This window comes from Emticicia agri, assembly GCF_004168285.1.
GTDB classification, from domain to species: Bacteria; Bacteroidota; Bacteroidia; order Cytophagales; family Spirosomataceae; genus Emticicia; species Emticicia agri.
In genome coordinates this window covers 38957-65314 of the sequence record NZ_SEWF01000016.1, presented here as the reverse complement: position 1 = coordinate 65314, position 26358 = coordinate 38957, and the positions used below count along the sequence as shown (strand labels likewise).

The following is a 26358-nucleotide window of genomic DNA, read 5'->3' as shown; positions in this document are numbered from 1 at the left end:
ACTGCCGGAAAGCAGTCTTTTTGTTTTTTCAAGGCTTTTGGTTTATTTAGCACCATGAACTAAATCCTTTCAGGTAAAACTATGAAAATAACGATTATAGGAGGCGGCAGTTGGGCAACGGCTATTATTAAGATTTTAAGTGAGGGTAATGTACATATTAAATGGTGGATGCGGAATAGCGAAGATGTAGAGTATATCAAAAAGCTACACCATAATAAAAATTATCTGAGCAGCGTAGAGATTCACCCCTCAAAAGTAAAGCCTTATACCAACTTAAAAGAAGCCTTACGTGATACCGAATGGATAGTACTGGCCGTTCCGGCGGCTTTTCTTTCAGATGCACTGAAGAGCATCAATAAAAACCATCTGCAAGGCAAAAAGGTTATCTCGGCTATTAAAGGTATGATTCCGGCAACCAACCAGTTGGTAACCGACTGGATAGAGCAGACCTATGAGGTACCAGCGCATGATATTGGGGTTATTGCAGGGCCTTGTCATGCCGAAGAAGTAGCTTTAGAAAAGCATTCTTACCTCACCATTGCTTCTCCTAATCTGGTATTGGCAAATGATTTTGCCAACTTACTACGTTGCCGTTTTGTGAGTACATCGGCATTAGCCGATTTATATGGCGTGGAGTATTCGGCAGTAATGAAAAATATTGTCGCCTTAGCCTGTGGTATTACACATGGATTAGGCGGTGGAGACAATTTTCAGGCAGTAATGGTATCAAATGCCATGCAGGAAATCTGTCGGGTAGTAGATGTGATAGACCCTATGAAACGGGATTTGAGTGCATCGGCATATCTCGGTGATTTACTGGTAACTGCTTATTCTCAGTTCAGCCGTAACCGTACTTTTGGTAATATGGTAGGGCGGGGCTATAGTGTGAAAGCTGCACAACTGGAAATGAATATGGTAGCTGAAGGCTATTATGCCGTAAAATGTATTTACGAAATGCTGAAAGGTTATGAAATAGACATACCTATTACTAATTTTACCTACCAGATACTTTATCAGAATGCACCTCTGAAAAAAGAGTTTGAAGATTTGAAAGAGAAATTGAAATAATCTCAAATCATCTATTCATAACAAAGAAGTGTATGAAAGTAAAACGCCTGATTTTAGATATTGAAAAAGAAAACACTACTTTTTATGAAGAAATGGAACATCCGGCTTTAAATGATGTTTTGGTGAGTATTGATAGATTGAATGGAGAAGATATTACAATGCTGAATCTTTCATGCGAAGAAGAGAATCATCTTTTATGTGTGGGAGGTGGGAAAGAAGATTATATTCTTTTTATTACTTTTGACAATGAAAATTTTGATTCATTATGCGATGAGAGCAAAAGCAGCCTGAAAGAAAAAGAACTAATCGTAGGTGGGCAACTGGGTGAGTATGCTGAAAATCTTTGTAATAGTAAGGCTGATGTAATGAAGGCAGTTGCGTATTTTTATAAAACCGGAAAACCTAATCCTGCTTTGTCGTGGATTAAAGAATGATTATTTTTAAATTTACTTTTCTGAATGAAGCCTGTACAAAGTGTTTAAATGCAATACCTGATTTTAATGAATATATAACCTTTTGAATTTCACACTTATGCCTACGTACGAACAAGTATTCGAAAACAATCAACAATGGTTGACCGAAAAAACCAGAACAAATAAAGACTTTTTTAAAGAACTTGCCAAAGGGCAAAATCCTGAATACCTGTATATAGGTTGTAGCGACAGCCGTGTTACAGCCGAAGAACTGATGGGAGCAGGCCCGGGTGAGGTTTTTGTACACCGGAACATAGCCAATTTAGTGAATGCTACAGATTTAAACGTAATGGCGGTTATTAACTATGCTGTGCGCCATCTTGGTGTAAAGCACGTAGTTGTGTGCGGACACTATGGTTGTGGAGGGGTGAAAGCTGCTATGCAACCGGTAGATATGGGGATTCTGAACCCTTGGTTAAGAAATATCAGAGATGTGTACAGATTGCATAAAGATGAACTGAATGCCATTGAAAAGGAAGAAGACCGCTACAACCGTTTGATTGAACTGAATGTACAGGAGCAATGTTTCAATGTAATTAAATTGGCCAGTGTTCAGCAGGAGTACAAGAAAAAGGGGTTCCCTATTGTACACGGTTGGGTATTTGACATCAAAACAGGAAACTTAATAGATTTGAAACTTGATTTTGATAAATTACTGAAAGATATAGAGGAGATTTATTCTTTAGGATAATAAAGATGAAATAGAGGGGGTATGACAAACCCCCTCTGTTGATTATACCTTATCTAAAAACCTCGTTACCAGAAAAACCACTCCTGACATAATGCCTTGCACGGTAGTAAGTACTCCTAAACTCATATTTGCTTTATCGCCTATACCATCGGTCATAAAATGATGGATACTTACACTAATAGAAACGATAATAATACCGCAGAGAACGGCTGTAATAATGCTCTTCATAAACCCTGAAATCTTAGGGTTTTTTCTCAACAAATAAATACATCTGATGGATAAAAAGAGGGGTAAAAGGCAGATGATGACTGCGTAAGCTATTTCCATATTTTATAAAAAACTCTTGATTCTGGCTGCTGTTTCTGCTAATTGCTCTTGCGAGAGTTTCAGTTTATTGTTAAAATTCATATCACTCATGCTATTCATCGGTATCAGATGTACGTGTGCATGAGGTACTTCCAGACCAATCACAGCTACACCCACACGTTTACACGGCACGGCTTTACTGATGGCAGGTTCTATTTGTTTGGCAAACTGCATTAAGCCTGTATAGAGTTCGTCATCTAAATCGAAAAGATAATCTATTTCTTTTTTGGGAATAACTAATGTATGACCTACTGCACATGGAAAGACATCAAGAAATGCGAGGAAATCGTCTGTTTCCGCAATTTTATGAGAGGGAATGTCTCCTGCTACTATTTTTGAAAAGATAGAGGGCATAGTGTATGATTGATAAATTTGGGCGCAAGGTAATAAATTTTACTTTCGGTTCTGAGAAAAAATTACTTTAGCAAGTCTTCCAATGCCTCTTTAATTGAAGTGAACTGATAAGAAAACGACAGTTCTTCTGAAACTCTTTTGTTTTTTATATAACTACCTCCCAGAACCACGACAGACATTTCGCCAAAGAGTAGTTTCAACACAAACGCCGGAACATTGGGCGCCCATAAAGGTTTTTTCAAGACACCTGCCGCCACTCTGGTTATTTCTTCATTGCGCACAGGGTCGGGCGCTACGGCATTGTAGGCACCCTGCATTTTTTCGTCTTCAACGGCCTGTAAATATAACTGGCACATATCATCAATGTGTATCCACGACATCCATTGTTTGCCGGTACCTAAGGGCGAACCTATGCCCATTTTAACAGGTTTTATCAGTTGAGCCAAAGCTCCTCCTTTTTCGCTTAATACAATACCTGTGCGAAGACTCACTACTCTCTCAGCCTGCGTAAATTTTTCTGCTTCTTCTTCCCAGATTTTAGTGCAGGTTGCCAGAAAATCATTACCTGCGGGGCTATTTTCATCTAATCTTGCTTCTCCGGTATCGCCACCATAATAACCTGTGGCCGAGGCAGATATAAAGGCTTTCAGTTTTATTTTCTGTTCTTTCAGATGTTTATTCAGTAACTGAATAGGTTTTACACGTGAATCTATGATTTCCTGCTTACGCTTGTCGGTCCAGCGTTTATCGGCAATTCCGGCACCTGCCAGATGAATAATATAGTCAGTATTTTTGAGGGCATCATCGTCTATGAGTCCTTTTTCAGTGTCCCAAAGATAGACTTTTACATCAGGTACATTTACTTTTTCACGGCTTAGCAAAGAAACCTTATGGCCTTTACTTAATAAAAGTTGTGTCAGATGCTTACCAATAAGCCCTGTGCCACCGGTGATTAAAATATTCACGCCTTCATAGGAATTAGTTGTAGTCTTAAAACATAAAAATTTATGCAAATGTTTCTATCAATTTCCTGACTCTGATAGAATAGCTAAATCATGATTGGTGCAATCATCTCTTTTCTTTTACAAAATAACCCAAGACAACTGGTAGTATTATTTTTCAAAATCTCACTACCTTTGGTTATCGTTTACCTGACCCATGCCCTAAGCACTTTAAACTCATGACCAAAGCATCACCGCAAGACTATATTAAGCTGCATCTGATTGTTATTATTTTAGGTTTTACGGCCATTTTGGGTCGCCTTACTGATGTTTCAGCTTTGGGAGTAGTGTTTTATCGAACTTTTTTAGCTTCATTGGGAATGTTTGTCGTGGCAAAAATTCAGAAGAAGCATATTCTTATTCCGTTTAGAGAAAGTTTGCCTTTATTAGGCGTAGGTGCTATTATATCACTGCACTGGATGTGTTTCTTTGGCTCTGCAAGAGCTTCTACCATTGCTATCAGTCTGGTAACTTTTTCGGTTACTTCTTTCTTTACAAGTATTCTGGAACCTCTCGTTAAAAAAACAAAAATCAGCTGGATTGAGGTATTATTGGGCGTTCTTGTAGTAGCAGGGATGTACTTTGTATTCAAATTTGAGTATCAGTACCTGACAGGGATTATTATTGGCATTATAGCAGCTTTTTTAGCTACTGTTTTTTCGGTAATGAATGCACAGCTTGCCCAGAAATATGAGGCACAAACCATTACTTTTTACGAAATGGCAGGAGCTTTTGTTGCCTCATGGGTGTTTATTCCTATTATTGTTTATGCCGCACCTGATACCCATTTTCAATTAATTCCAAGCGCTAAAGACTGGATATGGATAGCTATTTTGGGTCTGGTATGCACGGTATATCCTTACAATGAAATGGTAAAGCTGTTGAAGAAAATATCGGCTTTTACGCTTAATCTTTCAATCAATATGGAGCCTATCTATGGTATCCTGCTGGCTTATTTCATCTTTGGAGAAAAAGAACGCATGACTACCGGTTTTTATATAGGCGGAGTACTGATATTGCTATCAGTGATTCTCCACCCGTTTTTGAAGCCAGCGAAAGGATAAGGAATGAAACGTTAATTCCCAACCCGACTTTCTTCTTCATTTCGGGTGTTTTGTCTGATTTTATAGCCTGATTTTCCGAAATTATAGGTGAGTGAAAAAACTACACGCTGATTACCCCCCCAGTGTGAAAACTCATTGTCGATGATACTTTTTTCTCTGAAAATCAACTGAAGGTAGTTGTTATTAAAGATGTCATAAAAATTCAGTCTGGTATTCAGTTTGCCTTTTAGCCACGTTTTCTGTAAACCTAAATCTACGTAGTAAATAGGTTTAAAAATATAGAGTCCATTCCCTCTTTTTGAGACATAGTAATAGTAAATATCAAACGTAAAATCTTTAGCAAGTGTAAAAATCTGACTACCATTAATCATAAAGTTTGTAATCGGAATTTCATACACTACTCCATGATAAGGTGTTTGTTCCATTCTATAATACAAGCCCAGATTATGAGTCATACGCCACCATTTTTTTACGCTAACAGACCAGTTAGTTTCGAGCGTAGCAAAATCATTATAAGGTAGATTGGTACCTAAATATTCTAAGACATTCGTAACCCGATTATACTCAGGGTAACGAGCCATCGGGTCAACTTCCCGGCCTATATTCAGCAAAGTATAGAAGTTCTTTTTTGTGTAAGTAATGCTTATTTGTTTGGTAGTAGAAGGCAGTAAATAAGGATTCCCAATCCAGTAATTCAAAGGACTCAAATAGAATCTAAAGGGATTTAATGCGTCAAAAGTAGGGCGTGTCATGCGATGGGTATAAGCCGCTGTAATTTGTTGCTCATGAGCTAAAGGATAAGACAAGTTGATACTTGGCAGCCATCTCAAATACTGCCGTTCTGTGATTTGCTTGCTCGTAATGGCGTTGGCAATGCTATGGGTATGCTCTGCCCGTAAGCCTATCTTATAGCTGAGTTTACCCCATTTATGCCCATATATCAGATAAGCTGCGGAGATGTATTCATCATAATGAAAATTGTTGCTTCGGCTCAGGTCAAGTACAAATATGTTATCTTTAGTAAGGGTATCATATCTAAGGGCGTTTTTAGTGGCAATGGAGGCAAACTTGGCTCCGACCTCTAAACGACCTTTGCCTATATTACTGATAAAATCTGTCTGAACAGAACGGATAGAAATATTGTTGACTAAATCAGTTTTCCAGTAATTCAGCAAATTTCCGTTAAGCGTCTGGGTATTCTGAATATCTTCTGTTCTTGCATTATTTACCTGCGAAAGAATGCCTAATACATGTAATTCATTTTTACCCATACGGGCATCATAACTTAGATTGACACCATAATTGGCTTGCGTTGGTTTATAATTGTTGATACTATGGATATTCGACAACACCATTTCATCGGTTGAATTGGTGAAATGTAGGGTATTATCAGCCCAGGCCTTTCTATTCAATTGAGTTGTGCGCAGTATCAGGCCAAGATTATGATTCTTTTTCAGGTGATAATCGGCCTCAAACTGAAGATTGAGGTTATCGTGCATGGTCTTCTGCCAGGTGTCTGTTCGCATAATATTGGTATTGGCCTGATGTTGCAATGCCCGGTAACGATAAACTGTAGCACCCGTCTGATAACCTATTCTGGCAGTATAAGCTATCTTGGGGGTGTTATAGTTTAGGGTCAGGTTATTGTTATTATAAGTATATACCCCTTGTTGCAGATTACCCACATAGTTGCCTACCCAGCCTAATGCTTTATCACGTTGTAGCCTGATATCGATAATAGCCTTGTATTCGGCATCATATTTGCCTGATGGATTGGCGATAATTTCAATAGAAGCAACCATTTCGGGGGTAAGGCTATTCAGGTAGTTTCGTAGCTGCTCTACACTCATAGGCATAGGTTTGCCATCTATAAAAATGGTAGGAACTATCCCCCCAGACATTGAAAGGCTACCATCGTTATTAATTTGGATACCGGGCATTTTCTTCAATATATCAAAACCATTGGTTGAAGTATGAAAGAGTTTATTATCGGCTATATTTACAATCAGTTTTTCGTCAGCCTGTTGTAGCTGTATTTTATCTGCCCTTACATTTACTTCATTCAACACCTGATTATCGGTTGTTAATACAATCTCATTTAATTGTAAAGCAGATGAAGCAGACTTGTCTATTACGATAGTCTGATAGTGTTTTTGATACTCAACAGAAGAAAAGAGTAAGAGGTAACTACCTTCAGACACAGCTAATAGTCGGAAAATACCTGTTGAATCGGTAGTACTTCCTTTCACTAAGGCTGAGTCTTTTGCAGCAAGCAAAGAAACATTTACAAAAGGAATGCCTTGTTTTGATACATTGTCAATGACTTTCCCGGAAATAGTACTCTGGCCAAATGAAACTGAATAAACAAGAAAAAATAGAATAGTGGCAAGCGATAATTTAGACATGAGATATACATTTAAACAAATAACATGTCAAATGTAATTTTTGAAGAAAGAAGCGTAGTTCGGAGTTTATGATTCAGGAGTACGGAATTATAAAACCGAACTCGTATAAATTTTTAGCTGGCTGTAATGAGTTGATATTTAGTAAGTTATGAAGTGATGCTTTTTTCGGCCTTTTCTTTGTAAAGCATCGGCGTTGTATATCTGAGTTTTTTGAAAGTTGTATAAAAAGTAGATTTAGAGTTAAACCCTACCTCATAACCGATGGCTTCTAAGGTAAGATTTGGCTGCTCAATAATCATTTTGCAGGCTTCGTTAATGCGGTACTCGTTGATGTAGGTTGAAAAACTTTTGCCTAAATTATAATTCAATAATTGTGATAGCTGATGCCCCGAAATATTAATTCTTTTCGATAAATCATTCAATTTGAGGTCAGGGTCTTTGTAGAGTTCCTGTGTTTGTAATAGTTGCTCTAATTTCTGCACCAATGCAGTAGCCTGTTCATCTCCGATTTTTTTATTGGCATATTTGTCCTGAGGGCTGAATATCTGCATGTCCATTTTTTCTTTTTTCAATAAGAACAGGATGCTGATATATAGAATAAAGGTAAATGAGAGTGGGCCAATTATGTAAAAAAATCCAGGAATATTAGTAAGAGAGAGAAAATAGCTGATAAAGATAATAGTGTTGCCTGTGAAAAGTAATAGCTGAAACTGTTCGGGTAGATTTAACTTTTCTTCTTTATTGAAAAGCTTTATAAATACTTCTTTCATTTTAATACCTGCCGCAACTGTATAAACAAACCATTGTAGGTAAATGAACCTGATAAATTGACCCCATAAGGCCGGATATTCCTCATACGTAAATAAAACGCCTATCGGAACAATGATGGCAAGATGAAGGGCAAAATTCAGTTTCCAGTACTTAGGAATTTTAACAATATGCTCACGGATAGATTTAATGAGGTAAAAGAGCGTGGGTCCAATGAAGAAACAGGCAGATAAGCCGATTTGTAAATAAGTTTTGGCTAAATCGGGCTTGAAAATCAGAAATACTGATTTACCGACCCTGATACTGAGGCATAACAATAATAAACCTAATAATAATGCGGTAAAAGTCCTGGTTTTCTTGAAAAACAAAAAATAAGCAGCTAAAAGCAGACTGTTAAAAACACCTAACCCACTAAAAAAAAATAGTATGTCTTGCCTGATGTTCATATTTCCCGGAATTTTAGCATAGCTTTTCTCTACAAAAATATCTAAAATACATAAAGCAAGTCTTAAAACAAGGCACTTTTTTCAAATGAATTCTTGTGTATGATTAAGAAACAAAAAAGGTCTTTCAGAAAACCCTGAAAGACCTTTTTTGCACGTAAATCTGATAATTATTTTTTACCATAACGTTTGTTGAATTTATCAACACGTCCGGCTGTATCAAGCAATACATTTTTACCAGTATAGAATGGGTGTGAGTTTGAACTAACCTCCACTTTGTAAACCGGGTATTCGTTACCATCTTCCCATACAATATTTTCTTTCGTATTAACACAAGAGCGTGTTAAGAATTTGTAGTCCGACGATAAATCCCAGAAAACAACTGGTCTATAATTTGGATGAATATCTTTTTTCATTGCTGTATTTGTATTGAACTTCTTAAAATCGCTAAAACGGGTTGCAAAATTAGAAATATTTAATCAAAAAACAAAGTTTATATACAAAATAATGCGTCAATACCTATATTTTTTTCATTAGTTATAGCAAGTTTTTATTTCGGCTCTGAAAACCGCCTGATTATCTACCTGAAACCCTGCTCCTAAAATAACCGCATTACCGGCCTCATAACTGATATTTGACGGAGTAAATATCTTATTAGTGGCGTTGATGGTCTCTCCGGCTTTTTTAATAAGCGTAGCTCCTGTATAATTATCATCAGGGCTTACTAAAGTTAATGCACTTGAGGTAATACTGATGGTAGTACCATTAGAATTGCTATTGATGGTAGGGTTAGTAGAAACAACCCTGATTTTATACTGATTACCTGCTATAACGTTGGCAGGAATAGTACAAGCAACATTTCCGGCATTATTGGACGTACCAATCACTACAGGGTTATCGAATGAACTGTATAAGTCTGATAATTGCACTTCAAACTGGTTGCCCGGTGCAAATGTGCCTGTGGTAGAAAAATTAACATTAAAAGTATTAGAACCACCTGCACAGAGTGAATTAACGTCAAAGGTTGGGGTAGCAATACTTACATTACCGGCAACGATGCTGAAATTAATAACAGTAGGGCCATAAGTAATGCTGCCCTGTGCGTTAGCCTGATTATAACCTGTTACGGTAAGGGTATAATTACCCACAGGTAAATGACGCCCTAAGACATTGTTGCCTGTATTGTTAAAGAGGGCATAGATAGGGACACTTTCAATAGTTTCATGATTCTGAAATGGAGCAGGGCCTTGTAAAAGCATTCTGAAACTCTCGATAGTTACAGACTCACAGATAGGGTTAATCACAATAGAGGTTTCTTCAGGCACTTGTGCAATCACCATATTATTAACTAATGGAAACTTGTAATCAAACGGATTGCCTGCCAGTACATAATCAAAATCTACTACTTTACTACAAGGATTGCTATCACTTACTGATACGAGGGTAGTAGCACTTGCCGAACAGGAATTTTGTGTAACAGTTACGGTATAAGTTCCTGCCATAGCAAGAGTAGCATTGGGGATAGTAGCCGGATTATTGCTACTACTGAAAGCATTCGGGCCTGCCCAGCTATAGGTACTACCTCCGGTGGCTGTTAGCTGAATAGTTTGCCCTACATCATAAGGACCTGTATTGCTGGCTGTAGCGGCAATGGTAGTAACAGTAATGGTGGCAGGAGTAGCATTGGCTTCGGTACAAGACCCATTTTTTACTACAGCTCTGAATTGCGTAGTTTGTGTCAGATTCGAATAATTCTGTGTGGTAGTAGTATTGTTGATAGTGGTAATGGTAGCAAAATTGTTGACAGACGATTCCCATCTGAGAATAGTACCTGTATGCCCCGATAAAGTTAAGGTACCGCTGTTGTTGCCCGCACAGGCATTTGTATTCCCATTTACTGTACCTGCCTGTGTTACACAGCCCGGAACAATAGTCAAGGTAGCAGGTTTACGAATGCTTGTCTGACAACTTAATCCGCTACCTGCGCAATTAGCTTCGGCATAATACGTATAGGTGCCGGGGCTGGTATTAGTTGGAATATACTCATTACCTGTGCCTACCTGTGTGCCATTAGATGGGCTATCCCACCAGGTTATAGTACTGGCTACTCCTGTACCATTGGTATAAACCGTAACAGAAAACCCTTCTACACACAGAGGGTCTGCCGCCGCATCATCGTTGGCTATCAGTTTCCATACACCATTAGGATTTCTTCCATCTAATAAACTCAGACTTTGAGCCGGATTAAATGTGCCCGACGCAGGAATAGTGCCTAATACGGCGCCGCCGTCTTCAAATACAGTAGTAACGGTACCTACATAACTTCCCGAAAATGAATAAGTATTGGCATTAAGCAGATTAATAGTGGTATTATCTGGCGCTATTAACTTGAATGATACCTCATCATTAAACGGATTATTACTACCACCAGTAGTTCCGCAATCGTTGATGGTTCCACCGCTTCTTTTACGCCACCTGATGGACACTCTTGTGAGTAAAATAGTGCCGTTTATTCCGGTAACTGTTGCAGTGGGGTCAGGACCATTTTTATTGCCATTGTCATAACCTATGGTAGGCCCCGCATAAGTAGCGGTTTGATGAGGATGGCAGTTGCTACTGGCCTGTAGCCCGTTTCCGGTTGTGATGACTGTTCCCTGACTAATGGTTTTGCTGACAGTAGTGGGTGCAGGAACGCCTAATTTGGCAGTGGCTCTGATAGCTATAGAAGACAAGGTACAATTGATATTGGTAATAGCTACTGAATAAAGCCCAGATTCTTTAACTATCAGGCGAGCTTGTGTTTGATTGGGTAAGTCAGTACCGTTTCTTTTCCATTGAAAAGTATAGCCTGAAGCATTGTTGGCATCAAAAATTACAGAATCTCCTTCGCAAAAAGTAGTGGCTCGGGTAATGGTAACATTGACTGGCGGACAGTTAGGGTTCAGGGTGCTTAAAACAGCCGCATCGGCTCTAATAAGGCCATTGCCGGTTGCATAATCAAAACCTGTGTCAAAGCCTGGTGTGGTAGTGTCGTCCATATCCACGCATGAATTTATCAGGGCTGTTTTTATGCCGCCCGGAGTCAGGCTGGGATTCCCCTGTAACATCAGACCTGCCACCGCCGCTGCATGAGGAGCAGAAGCAGATGTGCCGTTAAAATTGGGCTTGCCATCATTTTCATAGTCATATCCGGCAATGAAAAAAGAGGTATTGGCATTATCAGGGGCCACTATTTCGGGTTTTTGTCTGATAATGGGAGTCGGAAGCAAATCACCCGAGATAGACCTGTAAATGGGCGTACCACCACGAGAAGTATAGGACTCAGCAACAGGAGGATTCACCCCATAGGCAGGTGTTTTGTCATAACTGGCAGCCCCTACTGCAATGGTATTAGTAGCATTATGATGCCCTATGATGGTTGACGCTTTAATACCTGCGACAGTAGTGGGAGTAACAGCCCAGCTTAATCCACGAAAACCTATGAATTTTATATTTCTGGGGTTAGTTCCGCCTTTTTTAGTAATCAGAATATAGGCCGTACCTGAACCATTTATACCGAATAATTCTGCCGGGTCAGCACCAATATTGCTATCTATACTGGAAGCTACTACCTGATAACCATTCCCATTGTTTATAAGCAAATAAATATTAAGGTCGGAGCTTGCACCGAGTGAGCCATTTCCCGTACTGAAATAAGGGTCGTCCCACTCCAAGGTTAGCGTCATTCCGCCTATCACCTGAATAGGCAGATAATATAAAGGGTTGCCAGTAGTGCCGAAATTATGGGCGGTTTCAGTACTATTTGAGAACGGCTGAAAAGTCGATGCCAGATAGGGGGCTTCGTAAGAACTATTGCTTGAATTTCCTGCCGAAGAATAGTACGATACGCCATAGTTGGCGGTTACTTCATCAACCGCCTGTGCAATTAAGCCATCCTGAAAGAAAGGCTCAAGCAGATAGGTGATGTCATCAACAATAATTTTACAGCCTGCCGCCGCCAGGGCTCTGATGCCATTGGCAAAGTCAGCTTCACCATTGAAAGCAGAATAATAATACAACTGGGCTCCCGGAGCTACATCGTGTATAATTTCTATCATGGCTCTACCTTCATCTGCGCCACCACTTAACGACTCGCTCAAAACTGTTACAGGCGTAGTAAATCCATCAGGATTGCCTGTGCCCGGTAATTCTCCGGCAATTACACCTGCATTGGCTCCTCCTAACAAATCATAACTATCAGAAAGAACGCCTATTTTTACACCTGTGCCGTTAAGCCCTGTTATCTGGCGTGCAATACCCGAGCGTTGGGCAGAGTCGCCCTGAGACATAACCGGCCCCGAATTATTAAGCGGTTTTATGACAGGCTGAATCCATGAAATATTTTTTGCTGTTTCGGTTAATCCTGTAATTTTATCTATTTCTACCCAGCAGGTAACTCTTTTTTTAGAGGCACTTATCATTTCAACTGCCGCAGCGTTGAGTTCTTTCTGCAAGGCGGCTATATCAGCTTTAGCAATTACATCAACTAAGATTTTTTCATGCTGGTCTTTAAACTGATATAGATTGTAATTATTGAGAGAGCGACTATCAAGCAGTTGATTATTAGCAGCTAATACAGCAATTTGTGCTAACCCTAATTTTAATTTCGAATTTGCAGCAGGAGGCGTAAAGCTTATCTGTTGTGCCTTGCCTGAAAAAGGAGAAATGCCTAAGGCAAGTATGATAAGTTGTAGAAGTTTTTTCATAGGTACCGACAAATGAATAAGAAAACAAAATTGGAGATTTAACAGCAAGAAAACAATATAGTTTTCCTTAATTGATTCTGTGGTAAAAGAAGTCTTATGTTTAATAAAAGCTGTATTTATCTGGTTGCTGGTAGCGCTGGCATAGATATTTCTGATAAACCGTAACGTCAGAGCTATTTTTTATTGCCGATGTAATATATTTCTTTATCTCAATTATTTTATGAAAACAACAGCCTTGGTTTTTAATGTTCTTTGGGTGCTTGCCCTGGTACCTGCTATTATGATGGCCATGATGTCGCCCATGATGTTCGATGCCCCGGGTTCAGAAAAAAACACACTGCTCTGGGTAATTTTATGGGCCACATTTTTATTGCCGGTATTAATTCTGATTACACAGATTTTTGCCTGGATAAAGTTCTTTTCCGGTAATTATCCTTTGTCGTTAAGAATAGGATTTATTCCGCTGATTGATGTGGCCTTTATATTTTTCTTATACCTCATACTCGGAAGTAAATAAAGCCATCGGGTTAATTATTGGCTGAATCTGGTACGACAGGTTTGGTAGAAACAATTTTGTATTTAGCTCAGTACCTCTCGTAGCACCTGTAAAGATTTAATGTCGCCGAAATCTTCTACATGCAACTGATAGAATAAAATAATCACTTCCAGTAAATGATTCCGTGCCCCTCGACTCATCGGAATCGGTGTCTGATAATCTGCGACAATCAGGCTGTTCATCAGGGCTTTATAGTCTGAATCAAACGGAATGATGATATTCGCTTCACGAAACTGGGTCATAATTTCGTTAGCATCCTGCGGAGAAAATCCTAAAAAGAAAGTATATTTCAATAAAAAAATCAGGTGAAAATTCTCGAAATGCTGCTCGGTTTCATCGAGGAATACAAAAGAATGATAAAGAAAATCGAATAAGACCTGATTTTCGTTGCTTTCTTTCAGCGTTTTATTCAGTATTTCATCTAAAAACATAGCAATGCTTGACTTATATACGTCATAAGGCAAGGTTTTGAACGGATAGGCCGATTTGATTTCGGAAATACGATGAATCTCTTTTTTATCGTCATGATACAAAACTAAATCCAGCAAAGTGAGTGGCTGAAAAAGGGCAATCCTGTTTTTGCCTTTACTGCTTCTTACGCCATTTTCTATATATGATTGTATACCAAATTTTTCTGTATAAATTTTGGTAATGATAGACGTCTCACGGTAACGAATATAATTAATGACTATTCCCCGGGTTTTGTGAAGCATGGTATAGTAGAAAAATAAATAAAAGAAGCCATAAGGCATCAATAAAATGCCAGTAGATGCTGATTAACCGCAGTTTTAACTGGTTAGGAGGATTTACGCTATAAACATAAGAATCTACATATTCCATGCGTTTAAAGGCGTCGTTATTAGCCACAGCCAACGCAATAATACCACCTAAAGCATGAGCCAGATGTAAACCGGATAAAATATAAATAAACATCCCTCCGGTACTGTTGCTCATGGTTATTCCTTTCATAAACATCTGTCGCCACCCCCAGGCTTGTAAAACCATAAAAGCTATGCCACACAACAAAGTCAGACTGATATTTAGCCGATAACTGCGAAATCTTTCTTGCCTGAATGCCTTATTGGCCCAATGAAGTGTTGAGCTACTTGTTAAGATTATACAGGTACTTGCCCAGAATACCCCAGGTATTTTCAGGGTAATGGGCTGATTACTGACTTCTTTAGTAATAAAAACGAGAATAATGAAAAAAAATACCAGACTACTTCCCACAATGCTTAGATAAAGCATGAATGAAAATGGTTCACGGCGTTTTGTTAATTCTTTCAGCATTCTCTTTGGTAGTCTTACATCAGTTTAAATAACCCTGCCAGATAGCAAAGTCAGGAAATTTTACTTTTAAGTCTTTTTCTGTTTCAAAAATACCATAGACAGTAGAACCGGAGCCTGTCATAGAAGCATAGAGGGCACCTTGTTCATACAGTATTTTTTTAGTGGCTGCAATGGTCGGATATTTCCATAACAAATTTTCTTCAAAATCGTTTTTAATAATGCCCTCCCATTTATTTAACGGTAATTTTAATGCTTCTTTTAGCGGTATTTCAGCTTTTTTTGGTATTACTCCGGCATAAGCTTCGGCGGTTGAAATATGAATTGACGGATTAACCAGTACGATAAATTTATCTTTTAAATTTAATGAAAATTCTTCAAATTCGTCTCCTTTATTGAAACAAAATACCGGACGATTTTCAATAAAAAAAGCGCAGTCTGAACCTAACTGACGTGCATATTGCTGTAAATCGGCAGTGCTTAAGCCTAATTCAAAAATTTCGTTGAGTATCTTCAGCGCAAAAGCTCCATCAGCCGAGCCACCCCCTAATCCGGCACCCATAGGTATTACTTTATGCAAATGAAAATGAGCAGATTGCTTACTCATTTCCGGGTGATTATTAGCTAAGAGATGATAGGCCTTTAGGCAAAGATTACTATTCTCGCTGCCCGGAATTGGCAGGCCTGTACTCTGAAAATGAAACTGTGGAGCGTGTACAATTTCTAAAGCATCGCACCAGTTTACAGGATAAAAAACAGACTCAATGTTGTGGAATCCATCAGGGCGTTTTTCAGTAATAGTAAGCCCTATATTTATTTTAGCGTTTGGGAAAGTAAGCATCTGTCAGACAATAAAAAATCAAAGTTAGCAGCCTCAATTTAAATTACAGCAAATCATTTTTTGTTTTTCAAAAAGTGCCTATATTTCTTGAAATTTTACCCTTAAACTACTTACTAATCATGAAAACTGTCAAACTACTGGCCTTATTACTGGCTACCACTTTTTTATCAGCAGGCTGCGGAAGTAAAGACGAAGAAGAAAAGAAAGAAGAACCTAAAACTGCGGTAGAAGCTTTAGAGAACATTGCACAAGAAGCCGAGAAAATGTCGAAAGATGGCCCCACTGAAGTAGTAGATGCCAAAGTGTTGAAAGAATTGCTCCCTGCCGATGCTGACGGATTGCCTCGTACTGAGGCATCGAGTGAGAAAACAGGTGCCATGGGCTTTAAGGTATCAACTGCTAATGGAAAATACCGGGAAGGAGATAGCTCAATAGAGGTAAGCATTGTAGATGTGGCCGGCACCGGAGCTATTATGGGTATGGCTGCCTGGGCAATGGTAGATGTAGATAAAGAGAATGAATCGGGCTATGAAAAAACAACTACCTATAAAGACCACAAGGCATTTGAAAAATACAGCAATACTAACAAAGACGGTGAACTGGCAGTGCTACTTGCCAATCGTTTTGTGGTGAGTGTAAAAGGCAATAATGTGTCTATGGATAAAATCAAGGCAACCCTTGAAGATATTGATTTAGGAAAACTGTCTGCTATGAAATAACGCTTATCTTCTGGCACTTAGCAACTTAGCTATTGTGCGACCAGGACCCGAAAAATTATTCTTAACTATTGAGAACTTCTACCGAGGCTCCCGGCGTTAGTTATTTACCTTAGTTTCTAATTTTGTTTCTGAATGTCGTCTCATCATATTGTTAGAGAAAAACAAGAACCTGCATTGATTATTGCCAATGGTGAAGCATGCAGTTTTGAGTTGTTGGGACACTTGCTGGAGTGGAGTCCTTTCGTGGTTGTTTTAGACCAGGCTATTTATCGGGTAATTGAATTAGGTATTAAAGTTGATGTACTTTTAGGCGATTTTGATGTTAACATTGACTTAACAGAAATCGAGAAAAGTCAATATCCGATTGAGGTTATTCATACGCCTGACCAGGAAAAAACGGATTTGGAGAAAGCCTTCGATATGTTGATAAGTCGGGGGTTCCCTGCCGTGAATGTAGTATGGGCAACAGGGCGCAGAGCCGACCATTCTATCAGTAATATGACCAATATTGTACGTTACAAAAGTAAACTTCGGGTCGTTCTAATAGACGATTATTCAGTAATATACCCCTTATTACCTACCCCAAACACCTTTGAGAAGTGGTTTACGAAAGGTTCACCCATCTCTTTGATACCTGTTGGTACTGTTGAAGGCATACGAACAGAAAATTTACTATATAAGCTTGATAATGAATCACTTATGCTCGGTTATAGGACAGGAAGCAGTAATGAAGCAGCCGAAGACGGAATTGTCAGGATTTCTTACGAAAAAGGTGATCTTCTGCTGATGGAATGTCATGATTAAGGAAGGAATTTTCAATGTGGATAACTTTTTCAGAATTTTCTTTTTTTTCTGAAAATTAAATATTTACATTTGTCAACCAAAACCTTACTATACACTACGTAAATTTTTACTAAGAAAACCTATTAAGAGTTGTGTACAACTTTGTGGATAACTTTTTAATTTGATTTTTTCTACCTTCCTCAATACTAACTGTTTGATTATTAGGTCTTAACATTTTCTTAATATTAGACTTTTTTACTGTTGCTAAAATGGTATAGAAGTACGGTTTTTTCAACCCTTAAGATTTTGTTAATTTTACACAACTGTCTTGAATACCAAACCATGTATTCAGGTCTTTGTGAAAACCTGAAAGACGAGTTCTGACTGCTTTACAACCCAAAAAATTAAACCCAAAAAGTGACTGGCGGTCACCATAACTATAAATAATTTTATGTTGCTGTATATTGAAACTAAGTACAGACCATACGTGCGTGGTCTAAAAAATATTTTTTCGAATCCAAACCCCTTACTGACTGCCTTATGTATGTAATCAAACGAGACGGACGCCGCGAGTCGGTGAAGTTCGACAAAATTACTGCTCGTATTGAGCGTTTATGCTATGGCCTTGAGCCGGCATTTGTCCAACCCGTTGAAGTAGCCATGAAAGTTGTAGCAGGTATTTATGATGGAGTTAGTACCTCAGAATTAGATAACCTTGCTGCGGAAACCGCCGCTTCGATGACCACCAAGCACCCTGATTATGCTATTTTAGCTGCCCGGATTGCTATTTCTAATCTCCACAAAAACACTTTGAAGTCTTTTTCAGGGACAATGAAAATGCTGTATCAGTATGTTGACCCTAAAACAGCTCAAAATGCGTCATTAATTGCCAAAGAAACATGGAAAGTAATTCAGAAACACGCAGCCACGCTTGATTCTGCTATTATTTACGACAGAGACTTTGGTTATGACTATTTTGGTTACAAAACCCTTGAAAAATCGTATTTACTTAAGCTCAATGGCAAAATCGTTGAACGTCCGCAACACATGTTGATGCGTGTGGCTGTGGGTATTCATGGCGATGATATTGACCGCGTGCTTGAGACTTACGAATTGCTTTCTGAACGTTGGTTTACACATGCCACGCCTACATTATTTAATGCAGGTACACCTAAACCTCAACTTTCGTCGTGTTTCTTATTGACGATGAAAGATGACAGCATTACGGGTATTTATGATACGCTTCGCCAAACTGCTCAGATTTCACAATCGGCTGGTGGAATCGGTCTGGCAATCCATAATGTTCGTGCAACAGGTTCTTACATTAAAGGTACTAACGGCACATCTAATGGTATTGTGCCTATGTTGCGAGTTTTCAATGATACTGCCCGTTATGTTGACCAAGGCGGTGGCAAACGCAAAGGTTCATTTGCTATCTACATTGAACCGTGGCATGCCGATATTTTTGAGTTTTTAGAGTTAAAGAAAAATCATGGAAAGGAAGAACTACGTGCTCGCGATTTGTTCTACGCTCTCTGGATTTCTGACTTATTTATGAAACGCGTTGAGGCCAACGATACATGGTCGTTGTTCTGCCCTAACGAAGCGCCGGGTCTGTCAGAATGTTACGGAGAAGAATTTGAAAGATTATATCAAAAATACGAGACCGAAGGTAAAGCTCGTAAAACCATTAAAGCTCAGGACTTGTGGTTTGCCATCATGGAGTCGCAGGTAGAAACAGGTACACCATACATGCTCTACAAAGATGCGGCTAATCAGAAATCAAATCAAAAGAACTTAGGTACAATCAAGTCGTCAAATCTATGTACTGAAATTATTGAGTACACAGCACCAGACGAAGTAGCTGTTTGTAACCTGGCATCTATTGCATTACCAAAATACATTGTAAAAGATGCTAAATCGGGCTTTTTGAAATTTGACCATCAGAAATTATACGAAGTTACGAAGGTAATTACCCGTAACCTCAATAAAGTAATTGATGTCAACTACTATCCTGTTCCGGAAGCAGAAAAAAGCAATCTTCGTCACCGTCCGATTGGTTTGGGTGTACAAGGATTAGCTGATGCGCTGATTGTGTTAAGAATGCCTTTTGAGTCTGACGAAGCCCGTCGATTGAATAAAGATATTTTTGAGACTATCTACTATGCTGCTATGGAAGCATCGATGGAGTTGGCAGTGAAAGAAGGACCTTATGCTACATGGGAGGGTTCTCCTATCTCAAAAGGTATCTTCCAGTTCGACATGTGGGGTGTTTCACCTGACTCAGGTCGTTGGAACTGGGAAGAACTTCGCGAGAAAGTGCAGCAGAATGGTGTGCGTAACTCGCTTTTGGTGGCTCCGATGCCAACGGCATCAACCAGCCAGATATTGGGCAACAACGAATGTTTTGAGCCTTATACTTCAAACATCTATACCCGCCGTGTATTGTCGGGTGAGTTTGTGGTAGTAAACAAACATTTGTTAAAAGACTTGGTAAAAATTGGTCTTTGGAACGATACCATGAAAAACAAGTTGATTGCTGCCAATGGCTCGGTACAGGCTATTCCTGAAATCCCGCAGAATTTGAAAGATATTTACAAAACTGCCTGGGAAATCAAGCAAAAAACTATTATTGATATGGCTGCTGACCGTGGCGCTTACATCTGCCAGAGTCAGTCTTTAAATATCTTCATGGAAAATGCTAACTTCGGTAAACTTACTTCTATGCACTTCTACGCATGGAAAGCAGGTTTGAAAACCGGTATGTATTACCTACGCACCAAAGCCGCTACTGATGCTGTGAAATTTACAGTAGACAGACAAGCGATTGCAGAGGTAGTACCGGCCGTTACAACCGTAGAAGAAAAACCATTAGATTATGCTAAATATGCCGAAGAACAAACGGCAAAAGTAGCATCTGCCGCAACTTTTAATAGTGATGAAGAGTATCAATACGCTGCCATGCAATGCTCACTCGACGACCCTGAAGGTTGCGAGATGTGTGGCTCATAGGGATTCCGACTTTCTTTCTTTCTTAATCTTTCACGAAAAAACCACCCCAAAAGGGTGGTTTTTGCTATTAATAATACCTCTCCCGAAACCACTTCTTCAAAGCCTTATACTCTGCATTATCTTTGGCCTTAAACCAGAGTTCTTTAAATACCTGTGCGGCCTGTGCTTTTTCGTTGGTTAGAGCGTCTTTTTCCTGGGGCAGTATGGGGTTATCCTTAAACTTGCTGCCACTTGAATACGGATATTCGACCGCTTCTTCTCTTGGCGTTTCCTGAGCATATTTTTGTCCGCTGGCATGATTGGCATAGCGACGGGCACGGGTAAAACCCATTTGCAGGTATTTGCGAGCCATATCTGCTCCTACAAAATCTTTTTCTTTCAGGTATTCTTCAAATAGCTTATAAATAGCCTTGCTTGATTCCTTGGCCACTTCTACTGTTTTAAATCGCCATAAGGGCAGTATTTCAGACTTATACGGCTCTACCAGCAAAACTCCCTGCTCACCTACACCAATCCGATAGAGTTCCGGGTTTTTTCTGAAATCAGTTTTTTTAAAATCTAAGTTGTAGTTGAATTTATTCATAGTCTGAGAATTTACTCAACTATGATAACCATGAATAAGTTTGAATGTTTTAGCCTTTAGAATCAGGTGCCTTATTTCTCAGAAAACTTGTCAGAATCATAGGTAGAAAAAGCGATTTTGCCAAAATCTTTCTCTGTTTCAATGGTTGTTTTTATCTTTTCCGGGTCAGATGCATGAAAGCTTTCATAGCCTTGTTTATATAAATACCAGTCGCTAAGTAGAGGATTATATTTGAAAGTAGTAGTTACTCCCCATCTCCAGGCACTTCCGCCATAATGTTCAATAGAAAAATATCCTTTCTTTATCACAACTCGTACGAAAGGGTCACTCATCATTCCACCACAACTGAAACATAAAACGGCCTTGTCATTGCGGGTAACAACCTTATAGGAATTATCGGCTTGACCAAGCAATAATAACAGAGGTCTTGGCGTAGGATGTTCTATTATATCAGAAGTTTCTTCTTCATTTGGCTGTTTAAGAACCAGTACTATATCTATATACGGGTCACGATTTAAATCCCCCAAAGCCGAATCAAGCAATACATATCCTTTAGGAATATATGAGGCTAGTTGAGAAGAATCAATTGAAGAAAACAGATTCTTAGAAGTTTTTTTCTTCTCTTTAGATTCCTGTAGCTTATTAGCCACAGACTCAGCAGTCTTTTCTTTTTTATAACAAGACCAGCAAATAATAATGAAACTCAACAAAATAAATATTCTATACATGCCACAGATTATTTTAGCACAATATAATTGAATAATTGCTTGGGTTATATTTACTATTGAGTTTTTTGTATAGCCTATGCCTTTCTCAACCCAAAATCATACCGCTCGTGCACAATCCGTTTCAGAATTCCTAATTGCCCACAATGCCACATGGTATGCTTAATGTTCCAGTCAATGGCTTCAAATCTGGTTCTGGCAATAGGGTGGGGCATGGGTGTAGGTACTAAAGGTTTTTCGAGTTCATCGGGAGTCAATGATTGAATAATGCTGACTGATTTTTGCGCTATCAATTCCAGATGCTGTTTTAAATCGTCCGGCTTTGTTTTGCCAGTGGAAACATGTGCTGAGGTATTATGAAAAAGCTGAGAATAGTCCTTCATAGGGATTTGCTGCAATATATCCATCTGATGACCGACTGTTACCATAATGGTATGGTAATAATAACTGATAACCAGATGCCCTATCTGCCAGGTTATGCTTGATTCCACTACTTCGGGAATAATATCCCATTGTTCATCAGGTATCGTATAAATTAATTTATTTGCCCAATCATAAGCTCCTCTGGTTTGCTTTACCAATAATTCAATCTGATTCATTTGTTTTAGGTTTTATGTGCTTTTACACAAACTTACTCACTCAAACGAGGCGTTTGCATTGACTTAGGTCAATAAAGTGTGTTTACTAATCTTCCTTCTGATTCGGCTGATGGTTTCGGGTTTTACGTGCAAATAAGAAGCAAGCATATATTGTGGAATACGTTGAGCGAGGTCTGGTCGTTGGGCAAGCATTTTTTCATAACGTTCTTGTGCAGATTCAAGCAATAAAGATTGAATCCTGTCATGTGCCCGCAGGAATAACTTCTCATTCATCATCCGGCTCATTCGTTCAATGAATGGATATTGATTCCCTAATTTCTCTAAACTTTGTCTGGTAATAGTATGTACAATACACGGTTCAAGCGTCCGGATTTCCTTTTGTGAGGGTGATTGTGTCAGGAAACTATAGTAGTTGGTGATAAAGCCATTTTCAAAACCAAACTCATCTATTATCTCTTCGCCGTCTTTGTTATAAACGCATACCATCAATCCTTTTTCTATCAGGCCTACTACATGGCATATTTCTCCCTCAGCGATAAAAACTTCGTTTTTCTGTAATTCTTTTCTCTTGAATTCAGATAGAAAAATCTCGGCTTCCTCGCTGCTTATGGCAAAAAGTATCTGGATTTGTTGTTTGAGTTTTTCCAATGGTTAATAAGGTTTAAACCTTTAAAACTAACTATCTGGTCTTAATCTACCAAAGGTATATCCAACCTAAGTGCAGGATTTTCAGTCATAAAAGAAAATGAATTTCCATGCTAAGGTACTTTCTTCTTTTCTTTTACAATTGCCTGACTGTACAAACAATTTTTGCGCAGCAGCAAATTACTGATTTTCCGAATGAGAAAATGCTAACCCCCAGCAGTTTTCAGTATTGCGGGCAGGTAAATGACAAAGTGGTGTTTCTTGCCTATAGACCTGAATACAATTCGTCTGCTCTTTGGGTATTCGATGGAACGCAGAAAGGTACCATTTTAATAAAGGATACGGAGAAACCTAATTACTCGTTCAGTAATTTTGTTTCTTATGATAATCAACTCTACTTTTTGGTGAATAATGAATTAAAAAGAGAAGTATGGAAAACTGACGGTACCGTAGAAAATACAAAGAAGATATTTGAGTCAGATTCGCTCAAAGCAATGCATATTGTTCAGGATAAATTATTAATTGTTTTACATGGGAAACAATTCTACGAAGAAGTAAAATTTGCGTTGTTGAATGAAGCAGATGAGGTGAAAATATGGGAGAATAGTGCCTGGTATTACACTATTTTTGATGATAAAATTCATTATCTCTCATACAATACCCCTAAATACGCACAATTGAAAGTATATGATGGTAAAGTAAAAACCGTAACAGGACTTCTGAAAGATAAACCTTACTTTTCTGGGCCTATCAAATATCAGGAGCACTTTTATTATTATTTGTATGGTCGGGATCAGGGCGAAAAGAAAATTCTCATTTCAGACCTGCAAAATCCTGAGAAAAACCAATTGTATGATTGGACTGACCATTCAGATGGTTTCGGGATATTCGTTAATGACACTGCCCAATCACTGCATTTAATAAAATATCTTCAAGGGCATCTTCAGATTTATAAGGTTAGTAAAAGCAATACTTTGATAGAAATAGTAAACATACCCAATAGTACTATTACTACTACATTCTCTTACTATTTTGGTCAGGTACAAAACCCGGTTCTTTATAATGATAACCTTGTTTTTACTACTGTGTATGGAGCAGAAGGAGGGACTCATGATTTTCGGATACATAAGTACAACATTAAAGAAAATACCCATAAATATAGTGAGAACCTTGTGTCTAAATTTATTTGGGATGTTAAAATAACTCCCCGAAATGGTGATGTCTATGAATTGGATGGATGGAATTACAATTGTTTGTACGATTTCAGTAAGAATCAATTATATGGCTGTGTGAACTTTTCTTCTACCAATGATTCCTATTCACGTGTTCAGGTTCAAACAAAAACGGAGACCTTTGAACTTTCCGATAACCTTTATCTTATTAATCAATATAAGAAAACACCCCTGCTTCAAACACAAACTTTGAATAACCCCCTGATTACACAATTCTATTATCAGGATACACTCAATAATCAGCTACTTTTCTGGACATATAATAAGACAAAAAAAGCAAATCAGGTATGGGAAAGTGATGGCTTAAAGACTAATCTGATTTTTGAGTATGAAAACAACGATATATATAATACCGGACTGTGTATTGAAAAGAGATTATTGCGCTCACTTATTTTTTCTGTATATGATAGTAAAGAAATTAGAATCTTTAAAACCAATGGAACAATAGAAGGATCAAAGCAACTGATACACTTGGAAAGTATTAATTATTACTTGATAAACCCTGCTGGCAACGACAAACTGGTAATATATCGGATTGATTCGAAGGATAAAATAAAAAATAGTATAGTACAGAAGCTAGTGGTAATTAATATAGAAACCGAAGAACTGAAGATAATTGATGTATCTGCTCTGGCAAGATGCCAGGTGTTTGCTACTACTTCAGGTATTTATGTTACCAACCATAATGACCTTGGTGAGTACACCTCGTTTTATGTCTTAAACAATGGTAAATTAGAAGATATAACAGTTAAGCTCAAGGGAAATGGAACTGTCAGGAATTTATATACCTACGCCAATAAATTATACTATCTGCATACTGTAGAAGATACCTACAGAGAAATCAGATATATTGATAGTTTAATGCATATCAGAATTTTATATAAAGATATTAACAGCTTTTTTATTGATAATAAATTCCTATTTATCTCCAATAAGATGGGTTGGGTAATAGCTGATTTAGATTCAGGAGATACAGATATAATTAAGCAGGAGTATGATTTTTTCCTGGGGAATATTAGTTATCAGTATGAAAAACTGATTTTTTTTAATAACACCAATCTGTATATATTTAATAAAGATTTCAACAAACAGGATGTTTTTGTCGGAGATAAAATACGAAGCTTGCAAATAGTAAAGAACGGCGTTTTTATCATTACTAATAATAACAATTCGATAGTATCGAAGTTATGGTTTTACAATTTCAAAACCGGCATACTGAAAGAAATTATAAAGGAAGAAGATGATATATCTATTGAACTTGTAGATGAAGAACTAATATTTATAAGAGATAAAAGAGGTGCTAAAATGCGGGCGTGGAGCGCCATACATGAACGCTTTATAATGCTACCTGATGGGATAAACCAGAAAGTTTCAATTGTAGGAGATATAATAATAGTCACGAAAATATCTGACTACAATAATGTTTATGTCTTGGTAAGACATGATTCAGTTTTCGAAGAAAAGTATAAACTGAACAACCAGTATTATAAAACTAATACCATAGTTAAAACACCTACTTCTTTCTATCTTTCTTATTATGAATTTCAGAAAGGACAAGAACTGGTTTGCCTGACTAAAGATTCTATTGAGTATCTGCCTGAAATCGTAAAAGGAAGAGAGGGAATAGAACCGTTTAGTATCTTCAATTTTAAAAATAATATATATGTTGTGGCCTCAACCTATACCTACGGAACACAAATATGGAGAATTAATCAGAGTTCAGACGAAGCAACGCCTCAAGACAAGTTAAAAATGCAGAGTGAACCAGAACCTGAAAAAATTAACATCTACCCAAATCCCACACAAGGCGTTTTAACTATTGAAGCCGCAAGCTTTTCGGATATACAATTGTTTCAATTGGATGGTAAACAAGTTTTAAATACTAAGACAACAAATGCTACCACAACGCTTGATATAAGTAGCTTACAACAGGGGATATATCTGCTTAGAATCTTTAATGAAAAAGGAGTTTTTACCAAGAAAATTGTAAAATTCTAA

At 38.1% G+C, this 26358-nt stretch carries 23 protein-coding genes; 9 read left to right on the top strand and 14 right to left on the bottom strand.

The window, feature by feature from the left end; translation table 11 throughout:
• Window positions 1-81: 81 nt before the first annotated feature.
• The 3 genes from EWM59_RS12660 to EWM59_RS12650 all read left to right on the top strand — a co-directional run bounded on the left by EWM59_RS12660 (window position 82) and on the right by EWM59_RS12650 (window position 2232).
• Complete coding sequence (locus tag EWM59_RS12660) at window positions 82-1068, top strand: NAD(P)H-dependent glycerol-3-phosphate dehydrogenase (RefSeq protein WP_130021346.1); 987 nt, start codon at window positions 82-84, stop codon at window positions 1066-1068.
• Between the two features lie 32 nt (window positions 1069-1100).
• Window positions 1101-1502, top strand: a complete 402-nt coding sequence (locus EWM59_RS12655) for a hypothetical protein (RefSeq protein ID WP_130021345.1) — start codon at window positions 1101-1103, stop codon at window positions 1500-1502.
• A gap of 97 nt (window positions 1503-1599) precedes the next feature.
• Window positions 1600-2232: a carbonic anhydrase gene (locus EWM59_RS12650; protein ID WP_130021344.1), complete on the top strand. Its 633-nt coding sequence runs from the start codon at window positions 1600-1602 to the stop codon at window positions 2230-2232.
• 42 nt (window positions 2233-2274) lie between these two features.
• Here EWM59_RS12650 and EWM59_RS12645 read toward each other — a convergent pair whose 3' ends face one another.
• From EWM59_RS12645 to EWM59_RS12635, 3 genes are all read right to left on the bottom strand, one after another.
• Window positions 2275-2460, bottom strand: coding sequence for a hypothetical protein (locus EWM59_RS12645; protein ID WP_130021343.1), 186 nt, complete (start codon window positions 2458-2460; stop codon window positions 2275-2277).
• A gap of 102 nt (window positions 2461-2562) precedes the next feature.
• On the bottom strand, window positions 2563-2952 hold the full coding sequence (locus tag EWM59_RS12640; protein WP_130021342.1) for an HIT family protein: 390 nt from the start codon (window positions 2950-2952) through the stop codon (window positions 2563-2565).
• Between the two features lie 62 nt (window positions 2953-3014).
• Window positions 3015-3917, bottom strand: a complete 903-nt coding sequence (locus EWM59_RS12635; RefSeq protein WP_130021341.1) for a TIGR01777 family oxidoreductase — start codon at window positions 3915-3917, stop codon at window positions 3015-3017.
• A 215-nt stretch (window positions 3918-4132) separates the two neighbouring features.
• Here EWM59_RS12635 and EWM59_RS12630 point away from each other — a divergent pair, with 215 nt between their 5' ends.
• Entirely contained in the window at window positions 4133-5017 is an 885-nt protein-coding gene (locus EWM59_RS12630) for a DMT family transporter (protein WP_130021340.1), read from the top strand.
• 11 nt (window positions 5018-5028) lie between these two features.
• On the opposite strand, the gene EWM59_RS12625 is transcribed toward EWM59_RS12630, so the two are convergent.
• From EWM59_RS12625 to EWM59_RS12610, 4 genes are all read right to left on the bottom strand, one after another.
• Window positions 5029-7422 carry an outer membrane beta-barrel protein gene (locus EWM59_RS12625; RefSeq protein ID WP_130021339.1) on the bottom strand — a complete coding sequence of 798 codons (2394 nt, stop codon included), beginning with the start codon at window positions 7420-7422 and terminating at the stop codon, window positions 5029-5031.
• A 146-nt stretch (window positions 7423-7568) separates the two neighbouring features.
• Window positions 7569-8636, bottom strand: a complete 1068-nt coding sequence (locus EWM59_RS12620) for an AraC family transcriptional regulator (RefSeq protein ID WP_130021338.1) — start codon at window positions 8634-8636, stop codon at window positions 7569-7571.
• 167 nt (window positions 8637-8803) lie between these two features.
• Entirely contained in the window at window positions 8804-9049 is a 246-nt protein-coding gene (locus tag EWM59_RS12615) for a type B 50S ribosomal protein L31 (RefSeq protein ID WP_130021337.1), read from the bottom strand.
• 117 nt (window positions 9050-9166) lie between these two features.
• Entirely contained in the window at window positions 9167-13378 is a 4212-nt protein-coding gene (locus tag EWM59_RS12610) for a DUF8696 domain-containing protein (RefSeq protein ID WP_130021336.1), read from the bottom strand.
• A 220-nt stretch (window positions 13379-13598) separates the two neighbouring features.
• Here EWM59_RS12610 and EWM59_RS12605 point away from each other — a divergent pair, with 220 nt between their 5' ends.
• Complete coding sequence (locus EWM59_RS12605) at window positions 13599-13895, top strand: hypothetical protein (RefSeq protein WP_130021335.1); 297 nt, start codon at window positions 13599-13601, stop codon at window positions 13893-13895.
• A gap of 62 nt (window positions 13896-13957) precedes the next feature.
• Here EWM59_RS12605 and recO read toward each other — a convergent pair whose 3' ends face one another.
• Genes recO through ispE form a run of 3 tightly spaced genes read right to left on the bottom strand, consistent with a single transcriptional unit; the run spans window position 13958 to window position 16062 of the window.
• Window positions 13958-14647, bottom strand: a complete 690-nt coding sequence (recO, locus tag EWM59_RS12600) for a DNA repair protein RecO (protein WP_130021334.1) — start codon at window positions 14645-14647, stop codon at window positions 13958-13960.
• A complete protein-coding gene (locus tag EWM59_RS12595) occupies window positions 14616-15224 on the bottom strand; it encodes a cytochrome c oxidase subunit 3 (protein WP_165372166.1) in 609 nt (202 codons plus the stop codon). The genes recO and EWM59_RS12595 overlap by 32 nt, the downstream gene beginning before the upstream one ends.
• 19 nt (window positions 15225-15243) lie before the next feature.
• Window positions 15244-16062, bottom strand: coding sequence for a 4-(cytidine 5'-diphospho)-2-C-methyl-D-erythritol kinase (ispE, locus tag EWM59_RS12590; RefSeq protein WP_130021333.1), 819 nt, complete (start codon window positions 16060-16062; stop codon window positions 15244-15246).
• 119 nt (window positions 16063-16181) lie between these two features.
• Here ispE and EWM59_RS12585 point away from each other — a divergent pair, with 119 nt between their 5' ends.
• The 3 genes from EWM59_RS12585 (at window position 16182) to EWM59_RS12575 (ending at window position 20576) form a co-directional block, all read left to right on the top strand.
• A complete protein-coding gene (locus EWM59_RS12585) occupies window positions 16182-16781 on the top strand; it encodes a transposase (RefSeq protein ID WP_130021332.1) in 600 nt (199 codons plus the stop codon).
• Between the two features lie 132 nt (window positions 16782-16913).
• On the top strand, window positions 16914-17585 hold the full coding sequence (locus EWM59_RS12580; RefSeq protein WP_130021331.1) for a thiamine diphosphokinase: 672 nt from the start codon (window positions 16914-16916) through the stop codon (window positions 17583-17585).
• A gap of 519 nt (window positions 17586-18104) precedes the next feature.
• Window positions 18105-20576: a ribonucleoside-diphosphate reductase subunit alpha gene (locus tag EWM59_RS12575; RefSeq protein ID WP_130021330.1), complete on the top strand. Its 2472-nt coding sequence runs from the start codon at window positions 18105-18107 to the stop codon at window positions 20574-20576.
• Window positions 20577-20643: 67 nt separating this feature from the next.
• Here the strand turns inward: EWM59_RS12575 and EWM59_RS12570 are convergent, their stop codons facing one another.
• The 4 genes from EWM59_RS12570 to EWM59_RS12555 all read right to left on the bottom strand — a co-directional run bounded on the left by EWM59_RS12570 (window position 20644) and on the right by EWM59_RS12555 (window position 23131).
• A complete protein-coding gene (locus EWM59_RS12570) occupies window positions 20644-21159 on the bottom strand; it encodes a DUF4385 domain-containing protein (protein WP_130021329.1) in 516 nt (171 codons plus the stop codon).
• Between the two features lie 71 nt (window positions 21160-21230).
• On the bottom strand, window positions 21231-21887 hold the full coding sequence (locus tag EWM59_RS12565) for a hypothetical protein (RefSeq protein ID WP_130021328.1): 657 nt from the start codon (window positions 21885-21887) through the stop codon (window positions 21231-21233).
• A 74-nt stretch (window positions 21888-21961) separates the two neighbouring features.
• The gene (locus EWM59_RS12560) at window positions 21962-22483 is read right to left on the bottom strand and encodes a DinB family protein (protein ID WP_130021327.1); all 522 of its coding nucleotides are present in this window, start codon (window positions 22481-22483) and stop codon (window positions 21962-21964) included.
• A gap of 63 nt (window positions 22484-22546) precedes the next feature.
• Window positions 22547-23131, bottom strand: a complete 585-nt coding sequence (locus EWM59_RS12555; protein WP_130021326.1) for a Crp/Fnr family transcriptional regulator — start codon at window positions 23129-23131, stop codon at window positions 22547-22549.
• Between the two features lie 107 nt (window positions 23132-23238).
• Here EWM59_RS12555 and EWM59_RS12550 point away from each other — a divergent pair, with 107 nt between their 5' ends.
• On the top strand, window positions 23239-26358 hold the full coding sequence (locus tag EWM59_RS12550; RefSeq protein ID WP_130021325.1) for a T9SS type A sorting domain-containing protein: 3120 nt from the start codon (window positions 23239-23241) through the stop codon (window positions 26356-26358).

Excerpts from the sequence above, each read along its gene's own strand:
- EWM59_RS12660 (WP_130021346.1), top strand. The coding sequence starts at position 82 with ATGAAAATAACGATTATAGGAGGCGGCAGTTGGGCAACGGCTATTATT.
- EWM59_RS12655 (WP_130021345.1), top strand. The coding sequence starts at position 1,101 with ATGAAAGTAAAACGCCTGATTTTAGATATTGAAAAAGAAAACACTACT.
- EWM59_RS12650 (WP_130021344.1), top strand. The coding sequence starts at position 1,600 with ATGCCTACGTACGAACAAGTATTCGAAAACAATCAACAATGGTTGACC.
- EWM59_RS12645 (WP_130021343.1), bottom strand. The coding sequence starts at position 2,460 with ATGAAGAGCATTATTACAGCCGTTCTCTGCGGTATTATTATCGTTTCT.
- EWM59_RS12640 (WP_130021342.1), bottom strand. The coding sequence starts at position 2,952 with ATGCCCTCTATCTTTTCAAAAATAGTAGCAGGAGACATTCCCTCTCAT.
- EWM59_RS12630 (WP_130021340.1), top strand. The coding sequence starts at position 4,133 with ATGACCAAAGCATCACCGCAAGACTATATTAAGCTGCATCTGATTGTT.
- EWM59_RS12625 (WP_130021339.1), bottom strand. The coding sequence starts at position 7,422 with ATGTCTAAATTATCGCTTGCCACTATTCTATTTTTTCTTGTTTATTCA.
- EWM59_RS12620 (WP_130021338.1), bottom strand. The coding sequence starts at position 8,636 with ATGAACATCAGGCAAGACATACTATTTTTTTTTAGTGGGTTAGGTGTT.
- EWM59_RS12615 (WP_130021337.1), bottom strand. The coding sequence starts at position 9,049 with ATGAAAAAAGATATTCATCCAAATTATAGACCAGTTGTTTTCTGGGAT.
- EWM59_RS12610 (WP_130021336.1), bottom strand. The coding sequence starts at position 13,378 with ATGAAAAAACTTCTACAACTTATCATACTTGCCTTAGGCATTTCTCCT.
- EWM59_RS12605 (WP_130021335.1), top strand. The coding sequence starts at position 13,599 with ATGAAAACAACAGCCTTGGTTTTTAATGTTCTTTGGGTGCTTGCCCTG.
- recO (WP_130021334.1), bottom strand. The coding sequence starts at position 14,647 with ATGCTTCACAAAACCCGGGGAATAGTCATTAATTATATTCGTTACCGT.
- EWM59_RS12595 (WP_165372166.1), bottom strand. The coding sequence starts at position 15,224 with ATGCTGAAAGAATTAACAAAACGCCGTGAACCATTTTCATTCATGCTT.
- ispE (WP_130021333.1), bottom strand. The coding sequence starts at position 16,062 with ATGCTTACTTTCCCAAACGCTAAAATAAATATAGGGCTTACTATTACT.
- EWM59_RS12585 (WP_130021332.1), top strand. The coding sequence starts at position 16,182 with ATGAAAACTGTCAAACTACTGGCCTTATTACTGGCTACCACTTTTTTA.
- EWM59_RS12580 (WP_130021331.1), top strand. The coding sequence starts at position 16,914 with ATGTCGTCTCATCATATTGTTAGAGAAAAACAAGAACCTGCATTGATT.
- EWM59_RS12575 (WP_130021330.1), top strand. The coding sequence starts at position 18,105 with ATGTATGTAATCAAACGAGACGGACGCCGCGAGTCGGTGAAGTTCGAC.
- EWM59_RS12570 (WP_130021329.1), bottom strand. The coding sequence starts at position 21,159 with ATGAATAAATTCAACTACAACTTAGATTTTAAAAAAACTGATTTCAGA.
- EWM59_RS12565 (WP_130021328.1), bottom strand. The coding sequence starts at position 21,887 with ATGTATAGAATATTTATTTTGTTGAGTTTCATTATTATTTGCTGGTCT.
- EWM59_RS12560 (WP_130021327.1), bottom strand. The coding sequence starts at position 22,483 with ATGAATCAGATTGAATTATTGGTAAAGCAAACCAGAGGAGCTTATGAT.
- EWM59_RS12550 (WP_130021325.1), top strand. The coding sequence starts at position 23,239 with ATGCTAAGGTACTTTCTTCTTTTCTTTTACAATTGCCTGACTGTACAA.